Source organism: Halorubellus litoreus, from assembly GCF_055378595.1.
This window is the reverse complement of sequence record NZ_AP043836.1, coordinates 3,439,974-3,455,514: the sequence shown is the minus strand read 5'-3', so window position 1 is coordinate 3,455,514 and position 15,541 is coordinate 3,439,974. Positions and strand designations below refer to the sequence as shown.

Annotated in this window: 10 protein-coding genes and 1 tRNA gene; 7 read left to right on the top strand and 4 right to left on the bottom strand. The window is 56.4% G+C overall.

The features are described from left to right. Positions 1–77: 77 nt before the first annotated feature. Positions 78–151 (top strand) — tRNA-Lys (locus ACZ48X_RS21605). Between the two features lie 206 nt (positions 152–357). On the opposite strand, the gene ACZ48X_RS21600 is transcribed toward ACZ48X_RS21605, so the two are convergent. Further along, positions 358–1,164 carry a hypothetical protein gene (locus ACZ48X_RS21600; RefSeq protein WP_336350428.1) on the bottom strand — a complete coding sequence of 269 codons (807 nt, stop codon included), beginning with the start codon at positions 1,162–1,164 and terminating at the stop codon, positions 358–360. 165 nt (positions 1,165–1,329) lie between these two features. Between ACZ48X_RS21600 and ACZ48X_RS21595 the strand changes: the two genes are divergently transcribed. Together ACZ48X_RS21595 and ACZ48X_RS21590 are read left to right on the top strand one after the other, a co-directional pair. Then, on the top strand, positions 1,330–2,577 hold the full coding sequence (locus ACZ48X_RS21595) for an AAA family ATPase (RefSeq protein ID WP_336350429.1): 1,248 nt from the start codon (positions 1,330–1,332) through the stop codon (positions 2,575–2,577). Beyond that, entirely contained in the window at positions 2,574–4,349 is a 1,776-nt protein-coding gene (locus ACZ48X_RS21590; RefSeq protein WP_336350430.1) for an McrC family protein, read from the top strand. The genes ACZ48X_RS21595 and ACZ48X_RS21590 overlap by 4 nt, the downstream gene beginning before the upstream one ends. Positions 4,350–4,397: 48 nt before the next feature. Here ACZ48X_RS21590 and ACZ48X_RS21585 read toward each other — a convergent pair whose 3' ends face one another. After that, a complete protein-coding gene (locus tag ACZ48X_RS21585) occupies positions 4,398–4,784 on the bottom strand; it encodes a hypothetical protein (protein ID WP_336350431.1) in 387 nt (128 codons plus the stop codon). Positions 4,785–4,786: 2 nt separating this feature from the next. After that, complete coding sequence (locus ACZ48X_RS21580; protein ID WP_379762280.1) at positions 4,787–8,044, bottom strand: DUF499 domain-containing protein; 3,258 nt, start codon at positions 8,042–8,044, stop codon at positions 4,787–4,789. A 247-nt stretch (positions 8,045–8,291) separates the two neighbouring features. Here ACZ48X_RS21580 and ACZ48X_RS21575 point away from each other — a divergent pair, with 247 nt between their 5' ends. Both ACZ48X_RS21575 and ACZ48X_RS21570 read left to right on the top strand, forming a co-directional pair. Further along, positions 8,292–8,870 (top strand): hypothetical protein, encoded by a 579-nt coding sequence (locus tag ACZ48X_RS21575; protein ID WP_336350433.1) that lies wholly within the window; start codon positions 8,292–8,294, stop codon positions 8,868–8,870. 95 nt (positions 8,871–8,965) lie between these two features. Beyond that, complete coding sequence (locus ACZ48X_RS21570; protein ID WP_336350434.1) at positions 8,966–11,008, top strand: DUF262 domain-containing protein; 2,043 nt, start codon at positions 8,966–8,968, stop codon at positions 11,006–11,008. A gap of 88 nt (positions 11,009–11,096) precedes the next feature. On the opposite strand, the gene ACZ48X_RS21565 is transcribed toward ACZ48X_RS21570, so the two are convergent. Next, complete coding sequence (locus tag ACZ48X_RS21565) at positions 11,097–11,612, bottom strand: hypothetical protein (protein ID WP_336350435.1); 516 nt, start codon at positions 11,610–11,612, stop codon at positions 11,097–11,099. A gap of 102 nt (positions 11,613–11,714) precedes the next feature. Here ACZ48X_RS21565 and ACZ48X_RS21560 point away from each other — a divergent pair, with 102 nt between their 5' ends. After that, positions 11,715–14,381: a DUF1156 domain-containing protein gene (locus tag ACZ48X_RS21560; RefSeq protein ID WP_336350436.1), complete on the top strand. Its 2,667-nt coding sequence runs from the start codon at positions 11,715–11,717 to the stop codon at positions 14,379–14,381. A gap of 20 nt (positions 14,382–14,401) precedes the next feature. Then, positions 14,402–15,484 carry a hypothetical protein gene (locus ACZ48X_RS21555; RefSeq protein WP_336350437.1) on the top strand — a complete coding sequence of 361 codons (1,083 nt, stop codon included), beginning with the start codon at positions 14,402–14,404 and terminating at the stop codon, positions 15,482–15,484. Positions 15,485–15,541 lie beyond the last annotated feature (57 nt).

The window sequence follows — 15,541 nt, the reverse complement described above, 5'->3', positions numbered from 1 at the left end:
AGCGTGCAACCACACCACGCACCCTCACCGAATGAAAACCCTTTTTAACACGACCCCGCAACCAACGAGTGCACTCAGGGCCGGTAGCTCAGTTAGGCAGAGCGTCTGACTCTTAATCAGACGGTCAGGGGTTCAATTCCCTTCCGGCCCGCTTCTCTCGCGGTCATTTCTGATTGTCCAGACAGCGTCGGGTTCCTTTTAAACTCATTGCTCCTGAGCGATGTGAGTGCGACCCGTCGTGGGTTGCGGGTGTCCGCCGTCCTGCGACAAGTTGAGTGTGCAGTTTCCAGCAATAAAAAGGCCGGCTGCAGATATTGACCAGTTTCTCCGTATTGTCCCCGCGCGCGCCGGACGCGCTCAGCCCCCGTTAGCTACGTCGGTAATGTGATAGATGTCGGTCGGGGAGCACGCGATGTGCAGGGGCGTCCCATCTCCCGTTGTCGAGGATGGGTACGACCTCGCGTGCGCAAGAGCGACGGCCTCCCGCGCCTCGTCACTGTATCCCGCCAGCGCGTTCGCAAGCACCCTCTCATCGGCCTCGATGGCGATGTGATCTACCGCGCACCTCTCGACGGTGTACTGCGCAACCAACTCGTCGAACTGTCTCTCCATCCTCGACTGGAGGTCGTCGAGTGCGCGGTAGAGGATGAGTTCGTCGACGGCCGCGACGCGTGCGGCGCCGTCGAGAATCGATCGCGGTAAGATTTCCGTGATAGCGGGAGGGGCCAATTCATCCGACGCGTCTTCTTCAGGACGGCTCCTCGAAGCTCGAGGACGACGAACGCGTTTCGGAACCTCGTCGCGCGCGAACGCGATGACGTCGTCCGGCCAGTCGACCGCGCCACGCAGAATATCGGGAACGCATCCCCGATAGATTGCCATCCGATTCGTATCTTCGATGACGGCGACCCGCGACTCGGGACGAATGTGACCGTTCCGTATCTCTCTCACCTCGCGGACGCGGAACCGAGTGAGTTCCCGAAGGTACTCGTCGCGCTCTTGGTAGAATTCTTCCTCGCTTCGCGATGGACTCAGCGGTCGGTAGACTGGTTCGGTACGCACGGGTTCCGCAAGTTTGCTGACCTGTTCCGGTTTCTCCTGGGCCCAACAATCGAGAATCGTCTCGTGGGCTGCTACGAGCGTCTCAGCTGCCAAATCTGCCATCGACACCGTGTCGAGAACGTCGAAGGTATAGCTCCACTGCCTCAGGGGGTGAACTGGAGTCGGTGGGGGCAGTGGCGTTACTCAGCTGGCCCGTCTCGTAACGCATTCGAACACCGAACTGCAGTCACGTTTTTTAATCCCCGAGTCTGAAAAGACAGTCATCATATGAATAACTCATCGGAGGAGTCCTATTCCCTCGAGGACGTCAAAGACGATCTCGACGTGCTCCGAGCAGTCGAAGACCGAGTTGTTGATGCGATTGAAGCGGCGGAGACTCCAGAGGTTTTGGAATACCTCATCCGGGAGCAGCAGTTCGATCTCCAGCACGAAGGCGATCAGGGGGTTGGGAAGATTCGTCGGGCAGTCCTCCAATCGTCGAAGGCCTCGCAGGATTTGAAGCGCACCGTCATCACGCGTGGTGACGATACTCCTGCACGCATTCTGGTTCCCGACGAGGTGGAGAGAAACGCGAAAACCGCGCTCCGAACTGGCAAGCCCGTCGTTCTGTACGGCCCTACGGGAACAGGAAAGACGACATTCGCGAAGCAACTTGCGCTCGGTCAGAGCGTCGGGTACTCGCTCCATACAGCCACGCCTTCGTGGACGGCGAAGGACATCATCGGCGGCATCGGGCCGAACCTCTCGGGATCGTCTGGCTACCAGTCTCTCAACTACCAGACGGAACTCGGGGCTGTCTCGGAAGCCGTCAAGCGGGCGCGCGACTTCGACATCCCCTATTCGGTCATCCTCGACGAGATAACGCGTGCGGACATCTCCCAGATATTCGGGCCGCTGTACACCGCCATCGAGAATCGCAATCAGACGCTGATCGAAACCGACGACGGTGAGACCATCGAACTCGACGAGGACGTCAGCATCATCTGTACGATGAATATGTCCGACCGGACGGTCAACGAGTTGGACAACGCGATTACGCGGCGGTTCGCGATGGTCGAACTCGACGAATACGAGGACGATGACCGCCGAGAGCTGTTCGACGGCTGGCTCACCGACAACCTCGGCGATATCCCCCTGCTCGACAACGACGACCTGCTTGACCTCTTCGAAGCGGATTACGACGGAATCAACAACGGTTCCGAGCGGGCCTCGCGTGGCCCGATAATGCGCTTTGGGCCGATGCACTACCGCGACGTCACAATCTTCCTTCGAGAGGCCCTACAAGACGAATCGCTCTATATGGACGAGCCGGAGGCAGCAGTCGGACAGGCGTTCCGCACCTTCATCGTCCCTCGGCTGCTGAACTCTGCAGCGTTCCCTCAGATCGAGCAAATCGAGGAGCACTACCGCGCGCTCAACAAGTCCTTCGAGATGTTCGATCTCACCCCGGCGGCTGAACTCGCCAGCCGCGAGCTTGAGGCGGAACAACGCCGGATGGGTTCCTACGAGCAATGAGCGTCTCCGACCCTGACGCATCGTACACCTACCAGCCCGGGACGTTCAGCGTCCAAGAGCACGGTGAAATACGGATAGACGGATGCCCGGCCTCCATCGGCGACCAGCTCAAACGCGCCTCGTTCGACCAGGAGTCTGCGAACGTCTTCGTGAAGACCCAGGAGTCGATTGATGACCGCGAAAAGGAGCACTCTGTCGTACGCGTGCGGATCGAGGGCTCGGTGATGCACGTGAGTGTGCGTGATAACGTTGGCATCGTCAGCCTCACGCCCCGTTCGAAGCTTCGCATCGAGCCGAAGATAGAGTGGGACTACATCTTCGATATGTTGCTGGCCGTTCACGGCCGCAAGCGTTCGGTCGATTACCATGGAGTCCCTCTCGATGAGTTCCAGTCCGAGAACGTCGATCTGGAAGACGTCTTTCTGATCCTGGCGATCAACTATCTCAACGGAATCGAGAACATCCACCGTAACGGCTTCATCCGCCGACTGGAGACGCGTCGGGCCGACCTCGACAAACCGAGGGGGGTCATCGACATCGAGCAATCCCTTGTGAATCAAGCCGAGGGGAGTGCCAAGCAACACTGTCTTCTCAAAGAGGTGAACTACGACAACCCTGCTAACTCGTTGCTCCATTACGCGGGGACACACCTGTTACGGCTCTTCCGCCAGTACGAGGACAAGTACGACCACCAGGCGTACTACCACATCTTCTCGCAGGTGCATCAAGAGGTGCGACATCTGGAACAGCTGGACGTGTCGAGTAACCGCCGACGGATTCCGGAGTATCGCCGGTTCTCGCTGAACGACCTCCCGAAGCAACGGCACTACTATCGGCAGGCCATCGAGGTCGCGAAGGCCGTGGTGGCATCCTCGCTCGGGTCACCTGCGATGGAGGGCGACCGCGAACTCGTCGTAGACTACGTGCTGAACATGGAGTCGCTGTTCGAACAGTACTCCCAGGTGGCAATCGAAGACGAGCTAGAGGCGCTCAAGACGCTCGATCACCTCGATTACACGGGGGACGTCTCAGCAGTCCGGTCGCCGACGTTACAGCCGTTCGAGAAGGAATCACAGGTCTATCACCAGCCAGACCACGCGATCGAGGAAGGAGATCGAACGCTCGCCGTGCTGGATTCGAAGTACTACGCGGAGGGGAAGGATCCGGTCAAGAGTGGGGGGTCACGGTCGCGGCTGTTCAGTTACGCGTATCTCCTTGAGACCGACCAGATGGGATTCCTGACTCCGCTGGGTGAGCCCAGGTCGCGACTGGTCGCACAAACCGGTGCAGAGCTGGAGGTAGTGTCACCCACAGGCGACGGCTTCACTCTGGAAGGCTATCATGCGTGCATCCGCGATTATCTTCATAACGCGCTCATCGACGACTATCCGGCGCTTGAGGTCTTCAGGGCCATCGACAACCACGCACTCTGTCTCGATCAGCACGATGTGTCCGACTTAGACCGATTGACCGACACGGTCGGCCCGTTCGACTTCAGCAACGTCCAGGAGTTCTCGCTACGCGTCGTCAACGCCGCGGCAGACACACTGTCGAACCGGCACCAGTCGCGGTTCGACCTCGAACAACAGGGCAAATGGACGCGTCGGCAGATCGAAACCCAGTGTGCGAAGCGTCCTGCAGAGACCACCTCGTGCGTCCCAGTGTTCAGGCGCGAAGGCCGACTGGAACGCATCGACCTGTACTTCGTGACGCATGATGAGAACGGGACTCCGACAGAGGTCACGCTCGAAGACGATTTCCGACTACTATGACCGGGACGCGTGTCATTCGTCAGTTTCCGGTGGGGAACGGTAACGGCTTCAGAACGGCGCTGTGAGCCAGCCTGCGTTCCGGCGCTGGATCTGTGGGCCGAAGACCCGACTGAGCCGGTAGAGGTCGGTCTCCGTCTGGAGTTCGAAGTCTCGCTCTCGGCGTTGGAACGACCCCTCGACAGCGAACTGAATTGTCGGTAGCGAACTCCGGTTTTCGAGCGAATTCGCATTGCCGTCCATCAGCCTCGACAGGTTCTGTACAGCATCCCCATCCTCGAACAGTTCGTCAAGGCCGACGACGCATACCTCGTCGGGGACGTCGTTCTCCCGGAGCATCTCCTCGAACTCCTCGATCGGGACGCGATGGTCGAAGACGTCGTACTCGTCCTTGACGACGATGTTGTACTCGCCGGGGAGTTTCCCATGGTCAGGCATTGTTATTCGAAGTTGATCTCCACGGAGATGTTCGAAACCTCGTCGGGCAGTCGTTCGAAGAGGTCGCGTACCTTGGTGAAGTCCTCGCCGGATTCGAGGGTCAGTTTGGTCATTGTCTCCTTGATGTTCGCGGAGCCCTGGAGCGGGCCGGGTATCCCCATCCTGTTGGTCAGCGTGAACCGGACTTCCCCGTACGTCACCTCGCCCGAATCCTCCTCTTCGCGCCACTTTCGGCGAAGGTCTGCGGCGTCATCGCCGTTGTACTGGAAGCGCCATCCGCCGCTCGGCACTCGGAACTGATATCCGGGTGACCAACGCGTCGGGTCGCCCGACCCATCCGTCGCAATCACGTACTCGGGCTCGGACTCGCGTCCGAGATGTCTGAGGAGGTAGGTTTGGACGGCATCCTCCGAGACCGACGAATCGAAGCGTTCTGCCACGCTTCCAACCGTGAATTCGTCGCCGCCATCGAGACCCTCGATGTACTCCAGAATCTGGTCACCAACGTCATCCGATACGACCGGAACGAGCGTCAGATCGGTCGGGTCTCGGTCGCCGAGGTCGTCGGCGTACTCGTGGTCGATATCGACGAGGTAGTCGTCAACGAGGAAATCGTTCACCGCTTCCCGGAACGCTCGGTCGGTCTGGTCGCCGGGGAGGTAGACGGTTTCGTCCCGTCGAATCTCCTCGAGAATCCGGTGAGTGTTCGCGCGGCCGCTGCCCTCCAAGGCTGTTCGGATCCGGTCGCGAACCTCCGGGGCGCCGATGCGCTCGGCTTCGGAGATATCGCGGATGGTCGCATCCGACTGCGCCTTCGTCACGATGGCCGTCCCGCTGTAGAGGACGTACTGGTCGTCCTGACCGAGGCGACCGGCCGCGGTCATCACCGTATCGTGACTGTCGCCTTCCAACCAGACCTCGGTGTCCTCGAGCAGCTCCAGCTCGAAGTTCCCGATGTCGACCGCCTTCGTCCCGCTACCGAACCGCTGGCGTAGCTCCTGCTCCACGTCCTCGGTCGTCCATCGCTCGACGTCGCGTTCATGCAGAATCGTCGTGTCCAGAGAACTGCCCGCGAGGGACTCCGAGAAGCCGTTCGACCCGTGAGTGATGACGGGCTTGTCCTCAAGCGCCTCCACCGCAGCGTCGAGGACATCTCCGGGACTCCCGGGGATGGGATAGGTCGGCTGGCGAAGGAACTGCTCGTAGACGTCCTCAATACTGGCCTCACCCCGCCGGTCGAGGAGGTCTTCGACGATGCCCCACACGTGCTTTTCGAGGTCGAGTCCCTCCGCGGCCACGCTGTCCGCGATGTCTTTCGCGTTCAGTGATTCACCGTCGACGAACACGTCGAGATCCATCTGGGCGGCGAAATCGAACTCGTTGAGGAGGTCGTCACCGTCGACAATCTCGCCGTAGGTGAGTTCGACGCGGTCGCGGAGTTCCCGGCGCTCGTCCTCGCGTTGCCGTTCGACCGAGGAGCGAATCTCGGGGTCGAGGGACTCGTCCTTGAGTACGCGTTCGGCACCTTCGATGTACCGCGCCTTCTCGATGAACCCCGTCCCGGATTCGATGGTCTTGTCTCCGGTGGGCTGGACGAACACGAGCGTGTTCCGCCACTCACGGCCGGAGGTTCCGTCGGCGTTCTTGATCACCGTCTCGATCTCGTCCTGCGACCAGTCGCTTGCCTTGATGACGACCTTCGTCTCGCGACTGTCCGGTACCTGCTTCAAGTCACCGTCAGTGAACCCAACGGGGTACGCGTCCGGGCCGAATACCTCGCCGACGGTCTCACCGATCTGTCCGAGTGCGATCTTCTCGTCGACGTTCTCGGCCTTGTTCTGGATGAGAGCGTTCGGGTTCTGTCGGTCGCGGATGGCGTACTTGCCGTTGAGCTTGTGCAGGTACCACGCGACACCGTAGAGCTGCTCGCGATTGAGGATGATGTCCGAGATGAGGTCACCCGTCTGGTACGTTCCCATCACGATCTCCGAATCGCTGGCCCCCTCGCTCTCGTCGGGCTTGAGGCTGTAGAGGAGAATCGTGTTGAGAATGCGGCGGCCGTAGGGGAGCTTCTCGGGGTCGACGCGGTTGCGGATGTCGTCGATACATACGCTCGGCCGATCGATGTTGATCCGCGTCAGCTCGTCGTCGAACAGGACGGCGTCGATGTCACCGTGCGTGACGAGGTCGGTCTCCTCGATGAGTCGCGAAGCGTCCTCGTCGTCTGGGTCGGCCTCTGGGTCAGCGGCGGTAGTCAGAATCTTCGAGAAGAGGTAGATCATCCCGCGCGTGTTCTGGTTCCCCTCGTCGGCGTAATAGCGGGTTTCGAGGGCGTTGAGCAACACGGGATGGAACGGGTACGCGTCTCGCATCTTCCCCGCGAGGTCTGTGGGGATGTCCGAGTCAGGGAGATGGTCGTTGTCCGCGTACGCGTCCACATACCCTGAGACGATCTCGTCGACCGCGCTCTCGTCGATGTCGTCGATGAGACGGTGACGGATGACCTCCTGTTTGCTCACCTTGCTGCTCATGTTGACCTCGGACGCGTTCTCGCGGTCGAGGATCCGATGAACGTCCGAGCCCTTCCGCAGGACGGACACGATTGCGAAGACGTCGCTGTCATCGAGGTCAGCGGTCTCGAGGAGCGCCTGCAGGAACCCACGGTTGCGCTTCTTCCGGTCGCCGCTGAGCGGCTCGAACCAGTCCTCGAGCTCGTCCATCAGGAACGCGATGGTACGCCCATCGACCGCCTCCTGAATCGTCTCCATGTCCGGATACGGATCCAGGTCACCTTCCGTTGGCTCGTAACCGAGAACGTCGAAGAACGGCTCCCAGAGATAGTCCGGTTGGCGCTGCTGGAGCGAGACGGTGACCGCCTCCGAGTTCTCCTCCTCGGGTAACGCATCGGCGAAGCCGTCAACGTGCCTATCGCCGAACTCGCCGGCAGCACCAGGGTCGGCAAAGCAATGGTACATCGCCACCATCTGGTGAGACTTCCCACTACCGTATGGGCCATAGAGGATGTGCGTGCCGTAATTCTCGTCCCCGCGAAGAGTGTCCCGGAGGTCGACGAATCCCTCCCGTAGCCCCTGCGTCATCAGCGTCCGATCAAAGAACGTGGAAGCATCGGCCTCAAACTCGTCCTCATCTTCAACGTTGTAGAGCTTGACTTGGCCGTCAATTTCGCCTTCCTCTCGAAGCTCGCGGCTTATCGTAACCGTATCCGCAATCGTTCGTGAGAGAGATTCCGTACTGGCCATCTGATACTATAGGAACCGTATGTAAATCGCATAAGTACTGTGGTCACCAATCGTCGAACGTACGGTTGTTTCGCGAGACGGCGGTAGGAATCTTACTGGATTTTGTCTCTCTCCTCGGTCAGGAACGACAAGAGGTCGTAGATTGCGTCCGCTGACAGTTCTTCCTCCTGGAAGACCTAACTGAACGAGTCTTCGAGCATCTCCTGCTGGGAAAGACTGTTAATTATCTTGCTCGACAGTACAGGCGATGACTCGAGAAATCGCGACCGTCGTCGCCTCTATGCTTCGGAGCGACGATATGTTTTCAGTAGACGATGGCGGGGTATGGATTCCAGATCTGGATAGCTATTCGTTCTCGATGCAGGAACATATCGCACGAGCGTTGGAGCTCCACGGATACGCGGCTTCGACGTCGACCCGAAGTCATGCTGGACTCCGTATAGACGTGCCCGAAGCGCATTCGATCGACAGTCGTCAACTCAAAGCGATTCACACGGATGCCTACGGATACACTGGAAGGGTGGCCGGAATTGATGCCCAAGGCCAGACCTTCAACAACCATATCACTGAACCGGGGAGCGTGTTACAAATTCCCGATCTGGGTTGGGTAGACGGGAGCGAACGCGTTGTTGTTGGTAAATACAGTGGCCTGTATCTCGCCGAGGTACACACGGACAGCGTAGAGACGTACGATAACGACGATACGTTCCAAGTGGAGGTTGGTCAAGGCAGACAAAAAGAGATGGCTCTTCACGAGATGGGGAATCAAGGTCGAGTGATTGTCTACAAGGGCGAGTGGAATGGGTATCCCCAGGAGCGGTTCTAAAACCTCGCTGGATTTCAAAGCGACAGATGGCGATTGGCTTGTTCTGCAAGCAAGGCTACGAAACGTTAAGTTCCCGAAGAAGTTTGGTTGGTGACATGGACGCCACGAGTTCAGGGGAAAACATAATCGAAGAACTCGGCAACACTGATTATACGCTCGATGAACTGTTCGATGAGAATGTATTTCATGTTCCTCGGTATCAGAGGTTCTATTCTTGGGAGAGATCGGAATGGGCCGATCTTTGGAACGACCTGTCTAACATGGCTAAGAATAATCGGGAACACTACATGGGTACGGTCATCTGCAAGGAAGAGCCAACCCCGATCTTGACTGAAGAGGGTACCAATCAGTACCGGAATTATGCAATCGTCGATGGACAACAGCGATTCACAACCCTCATTATACTCATCAAGGCAATAGCCTCGGTCTACACAACAATGAGCTCAGAAGAGGCATCGGAGGAGGGGGGTGGGAACCATACAGAGGAAAGCGTCGAATTGAGCCGGAAGAGGTTTTTGAGAGATTGGAAAATCAGGCTGGCTAATAGAGAGAGTCGGTGCAAGCTGCGACTCCAAGACGACGACAACGATACGCTTGAAGCCATTTTGGAAGAAGATATTGACGAGACGGCGACTGAGACCCCATCCCAGGACAGATTGATACAAGCCTATAGGTTCTATCGAGAGGAGTTGAAGGAACGGCAAGAGGAGCTTTCCCACGGACAGTTCATCAGCCATCTTGATGAGCTGCTTTCCGCTATCCGGTCGCTCAATTTCATTGTGTACACTGTCGACAATTCCGAGCAAGCCACCCTGATATTCGAGTCGATAAACGACCGCGGGATCGGTCTGAGCAATCTGGACAAGACGAAGAGTTTTCTGATGCACAAGGTGTACCTCACTCAGGGAGAGAATCCCCATTCAGGAGTCAGCGTCAACGGTGTCCAAAAGCGGTTTGGACGCATTTATCGGTGGATGCAAGACATCATCGAAACCGACCGTGTCTCCGATATTGGTGAGGATCAAATCCAGCGGTACCACTACATCTCGACTATCAACAAGACGGTGAATAGCAGCTATCTCCGTCAGGAGACGAACCGTCGGAACAAAACCCTCCGCTCGGGAGCGACAGTCTATTTGGGGGCATTGAAATGGCATTTCACCAATCTTCACGAGGAGAACGACCTCTCGATCTACGACTCGTACCCACGGGACTGTCCGGATGAAATTGACTCGTACACCAAGAGTCTCCGCGACTATTATTCGCATATGGAAACAATCGGATCGTACCGGCAGGACGGAGAGTACAATCCCGATATCGACTGGGAACTGCGGAAAATCTTCGCTCTCGACAGGCTCGGGAACTTCTATCCAATTCTATTAGCGGTTTGGGATGAGTACGATAGCGGCAGCATCTCGGAAGACGAACTCTACGAGATGCTTCAACTGATCGAGGTGGCGTCTTTCCGGATTTACACGACTGTCAGCCGTTCCGATACCGGTCGGAATCGCTTCTATTCCGTCGCTAACGATATTGGAACAGGCGAAAAAGATGCCACGTGGATAATCGAGGAGTTGAAAGACTGCATTCGGTCGAAGGAAAACGACTTCGAGGGGACGCTCCGGAACCAGAACGCGTACAATTCGCTCCGGTACAAGGATCTTAGATACCTCCTGTATTCGTACGAACTCTATCGGAGGGATGAGGCAAAGGGTGGCGACGTGTCGAGTATCGAGAAGGCAGCAGACAACGCCGGAAACGAGTACACGCTCGACCACATCTGGCCGAACGATACTCAGAAACTCGAACTGAGCGAAGAGGAGGAAGAAGTCCACGAAGAGGTAAAGCACAGCCTCGGCAACCTCACGCTGACGACGGGGCCGCGAAACTCCGGCTGGAAGAACCTGCCGTACCCGAAGAAGCGGAGCCGGATGGACGATGACGAAGAGAACGATTCCGACTACCTGAACTCCGACTTCACGATAACCAGAGAGATTGCCCGAGAGAACAAGGAGTGGGGAGAAGATCAGATCGCAGGACAGTTAGACGACATCGTTGATTTTGCGAAGCGACGATGGAGTCTGGAAACCGCTGAAAGACAGCCACTGTCCGAAATCAGGCCTGCAACACCTGACTGAAGACTCTGGGGACGCCCAAGAGCAAGGTCTCTGTATAGCGACCAGGAAGTCGGTTCTGTGAGAGCGGGCGTAGCTTCTCGTCTCGAACTTAGAGGTCGTAGGAACTCAACCGATACCCTGCTTTGGTCGACGGGGCGGGTTCCAGCGTGGCATACTGGATCTCGGCGACCGAGTCCGCGTCGAATCGGACGTTCGCCCGGAGGACGAGGTAGTCGTCGTTCTCGTTGACTATCCCCATCACCTTCTGCTGGTCGCGTTCCAGCTGGGCGTACTGTCCGGTCTTCACTTCGAGTGTGACCGTCCGCGAGACCTCGCGGTCGGAATCCGAGTAGAGGTTGCTGAGTCGAATCGTCAGGTCGGCCTGCCACTGGATGCGCTCGGTCGACCCGTCCTGTTGGACGTCCTCGTACGTGAAGTGCCGGCGATGACGAACCTGCGTGTAGATCGACGACGGGCTGTCCGACTCGAAAGCGGGGAACAGTGCGTGCGGACGCTCTTCGACCACCGAACGGAGGTGCGTCCTCGCAATTCCCTCGCCCATCTCTCCCTTCCTGTTAGACGACAGGCTACTGAACCACTCCTCCGTGATCTCGGCCTTGCTCATAGGCAGTCTTCTCGGAGAAGGCTCTTCAGATTGTGGACGTGTCCCCACCAGCCGGGAGCGGAAAGCTATACAACCCTCCCGAGAACACGTAGGAGACAATCAATGTCTAAGGAAATCGGTGAGTCAAAAGAAGGGGAGCGGAAGACGCTGCCCATAGAGAAAGGGTATCCTATTGAGCAGGTGAATGACATTGTCGATAGAGAAAATCAATCGAAGCGATACTACCGGCCACTCTATACCATGCATAAGTGGTGGGCCCGGCGACTCGGGTCAGTCTTCCGAACAATTTCTCTTTATACACTAATTGACGACCCAGCCTCACTGTCAATACATGACGCAGGCAGCGACAATCAGAAGCTCGGCGACTTCTTGGATAATCAAGACTCTCTCAGAGACCTCGTCAACAATGTTGACTTAGGTGACCCAGATTCCCTCTGGCAACTCTACAACAAGGATGTTCGCGTGGAGAACAAGCGTGTTCTTGACCCATTTATGGGAGGGGGGACTTCGTTAATTGAGGCATCACGATTCGGTGCCTCAGTCGTTGGAAACGATCTTAATCCAGTAGCTTGGTTTGTGACAAAGAAAGAATTAGAGGCTGGAGAAACTGACATCGCCGAACTTGAGGCGGCTTTTGACCAAGTCGAGAGTCAGGTGAAAGAGGAGCTCACTGACCACTATAGCACTGAGTGTCCTGAGTGCGAGAGGACTGCGGACGTTATGTACTATCTTTGGGTCACGGAACTGGACTGTACCTCCTGTTTCGAGACTATCTCGCTGTTCAAAGATTATAGAGTAGCGAAGGGCCGCTACGGCAACAAAGGGAAGTATAACATTCTCTGTCCAGACTGCGAATCTATATTCCACGTCGACGATTGGCGTAGCGAATGTGAGTGCGATTGTGGTAACGAATTTATCCCTGCAGAAGGGCCAGCAAAAGGTGCCGAGTATTCCTGTACGAGCTGTGGCCAGCAATACAGTGTGATGGATGCCGGTCAAGAGCAAGGCGGGTACGGCTCTCGGATGTACGCTATTGAGTACTACTGTCCACACTGTGACGAGGAGGGGCGCGATCGAAGCGTCTACAAGGGGTACAAGCAGGCCGAGGAAGTAGACATCGAGAAGTACGAGAACGCAGTAGAAGAATGGCAAGAGAGCGAGGGCTTAGAGTCGTACGTTCCCTCCCAAGAGGTACCACTGGGAATTCTCACGGACAGTACCGCGTTTGAGGGTAGCATCGGTGGAGGTCATAATCTACTCGGCCACGGTTATGATGAATGGACAGACATCTTTGACGAACGGCAACTCCTCTGTCTGTCCAAACTACTCGGTGCTATCGATGACGTCGAGAATCAGAACGCGAAGGAATACCTATTGCTCGCCCTCTCTGACTCCCTGATGTTCAGCAATACTTTCACTATCTATAATCGTCAGAGACACAACATAGAGGGCATCTTCAAAACGAACTCGTTCAAGCCACAGAAGGAGTACGTCGAGAATAACGTATGGGGCACGGAGTATGGCCGAGGGACATTCCTGAAAAGTTGGAAGAAAGTTCTAGCCGGTGTCGAATGGGCGGAAGCTCCTGTTGAACGATACATCCAAGACGGCTCAACGAAGAAGACTGAACCGTTCAATCAGCCAGTCGGAGAGAATCACGAAGTTCACTGCGGAGATATGCGGGAGTTGGAGTACGAGAACGAGTTCGATGCTGTCCTCACTGATCCTCCGTACTACAACAACGTAATCTATTCCGAGCTATCCAACTTCTTCTACGTCTGGCAACGCCTCTTGTTAAAAGACGAATACGAATATTTCGAACCGGATACGACCCCTCGGGCCGATAGCATCGTCGCTAACCCTGCAGAGGGGAAAGATGAGACCGATTTCGAAGAAGAACTGTTTCAGTCTTTCTCGAAGGTACATCAGGCGCTAAAGCAGGACGGCGTACTTGCGTTCACTTATCACCACAGTGACGCCGAATCGTGGGGTGAACTGCTAGGCGCTCTCTGTGAGGTGGGCTTCGAAGTCACAGCCACATACCCAGTAACTGCCGACACGAACCGTGCGACGTACAAATTGAACGAAGGTGAGTCGGTGGACTTCGATATTATCATCGTTGCCCGCCCCGCTCAAGACCGCCAGCCAATCTCGTGGAACAGCCTCCGCCGCAATATCTACCGAACTGCCCAGAAGACCCGACAGCGTCTTGAAGAGAATCGCGACCTCTCTCGCGGCGACATCGGTGTCGTTGAGATGGGTCGGTGTTTCCACGAGTACTCGAAGCACCACGGCAAAGTCGAACGCGCCGGCGACACGATGACCGCGAAAGACGTCGTCGACGAAATCTATGGCGTTATTCAACACGGCAGCGACATCGGCGAAATCGACGTGTTCCTTGATCTGATTGAGACCCCGGACGCGTCGTTCAACGACCTCAACAAGCTATCTCGTGGGACAAACGCCACACCCGAACGCATGGAGGACATGCAACTCTACCGAATGGACGATGGCTTCAAACTCGGGATGTGGGATGACGAAAAGCGCATCGCGTATATCCAGTCACGCCTCGACAGTGACGAGGAACTCACCAACCTCGACAAAGCCCAGTTCCTCCGCTATCGCTGGGAACACGGTAAGAACGTCTCCGACTACCTCAGTAAGTGGGAGATCACCGACGACCTCCGCGAGCTGTGCGAAGGACTGGCCGACGCGACCGGCGACGATACCTACCGGAACATTCTGGAATCCCGCCTGAGCGACTACTGACGACAGCTACCGCTTGAATCATGGGGAAATCTCACAAAACACCTGCCAAGAGAGCCGGCAAAAGTCCCGTAGCATACCGGGATGAGCGATGGGCTCTCCCGTCAGATTCAATGGCTATTCGCAGGTACAAGAGCCGGGAGCATTTCAAAACGCTCGTTGAAGAGGAAGAACTCTACTTTGGAGCTGCTCGAAAGTATCACGAGGAGGACTTTGACGACACCGAAGGACAAGCGACAGATGCTACTCGTGAAGCCGAAGACGCTGGGACGCCCCTATCAGCTTTTGCACCAGCCGAATACCTCGAAGACCTCCGGCAAAACTCGATTGGTCGCTTCTTCCTCAATTGTTGGAAACTCGGAAGAGATGAGAACCACCAGCACTGGGACGAATTTGGCGAGATTGCTATAGAGACCACGGTCGGGAGATTGCGGAAAGCAATTTCGTACGAGTATCAGCTGTATATGGGAATGGTGCGGTACGTGGACGACCTAGTAGAGATTCCCTCTGTTCCAGAAGCTGCCTATTTCTATAAGCTGCTGGAATTCGCGAGCGAAAACGAATTCAGAGTCGTACTTGACCGAGACCCACAGTTGGTGTTTCAACCGTCAAAAGAACCACCAGATTGGGACTATGACGATTCACTCAGTGTCGACATTGACGTCGAACAGCTGATTACGCAGGTGATTGTGCGGCCTTCGGCCGACAATGAGCTGGTCACATTTGTGCAAAATACGCTTGCCGATAACGGACTCGATGTACCAGTGAAGAGGTCTCGTTTAGATTGGAACAGAGATCCTGCACCCTGTCGAATGGTTTATGGAAACCAGAATATCCGACTTATTGCGAAGCATTGGAACAAGTTACTCACCCGTGAGATCGCAAGAACAAGCACGATTTGGGATGGTGTAGATTTGGTTGAAGTCGTGCCTCCGGGACAGGAGACCGAAAACTTTGCTCACTACGAGATTCATCGTTTCAAGGACTCAGATGTCCCCGATCCAGCGGACTACGGACATGATTACCTGAACTACTCCATTTCAGTTCGACGGTTCAATCAGGATGGCCTCCAAAAGGAATGGAAACGTGGGTCTGCGTTCAACTGAATCCCTGAACTTCGACAGCGCCGTGCGAGATTTTTCTGAGGGAACAAGACGAATCCC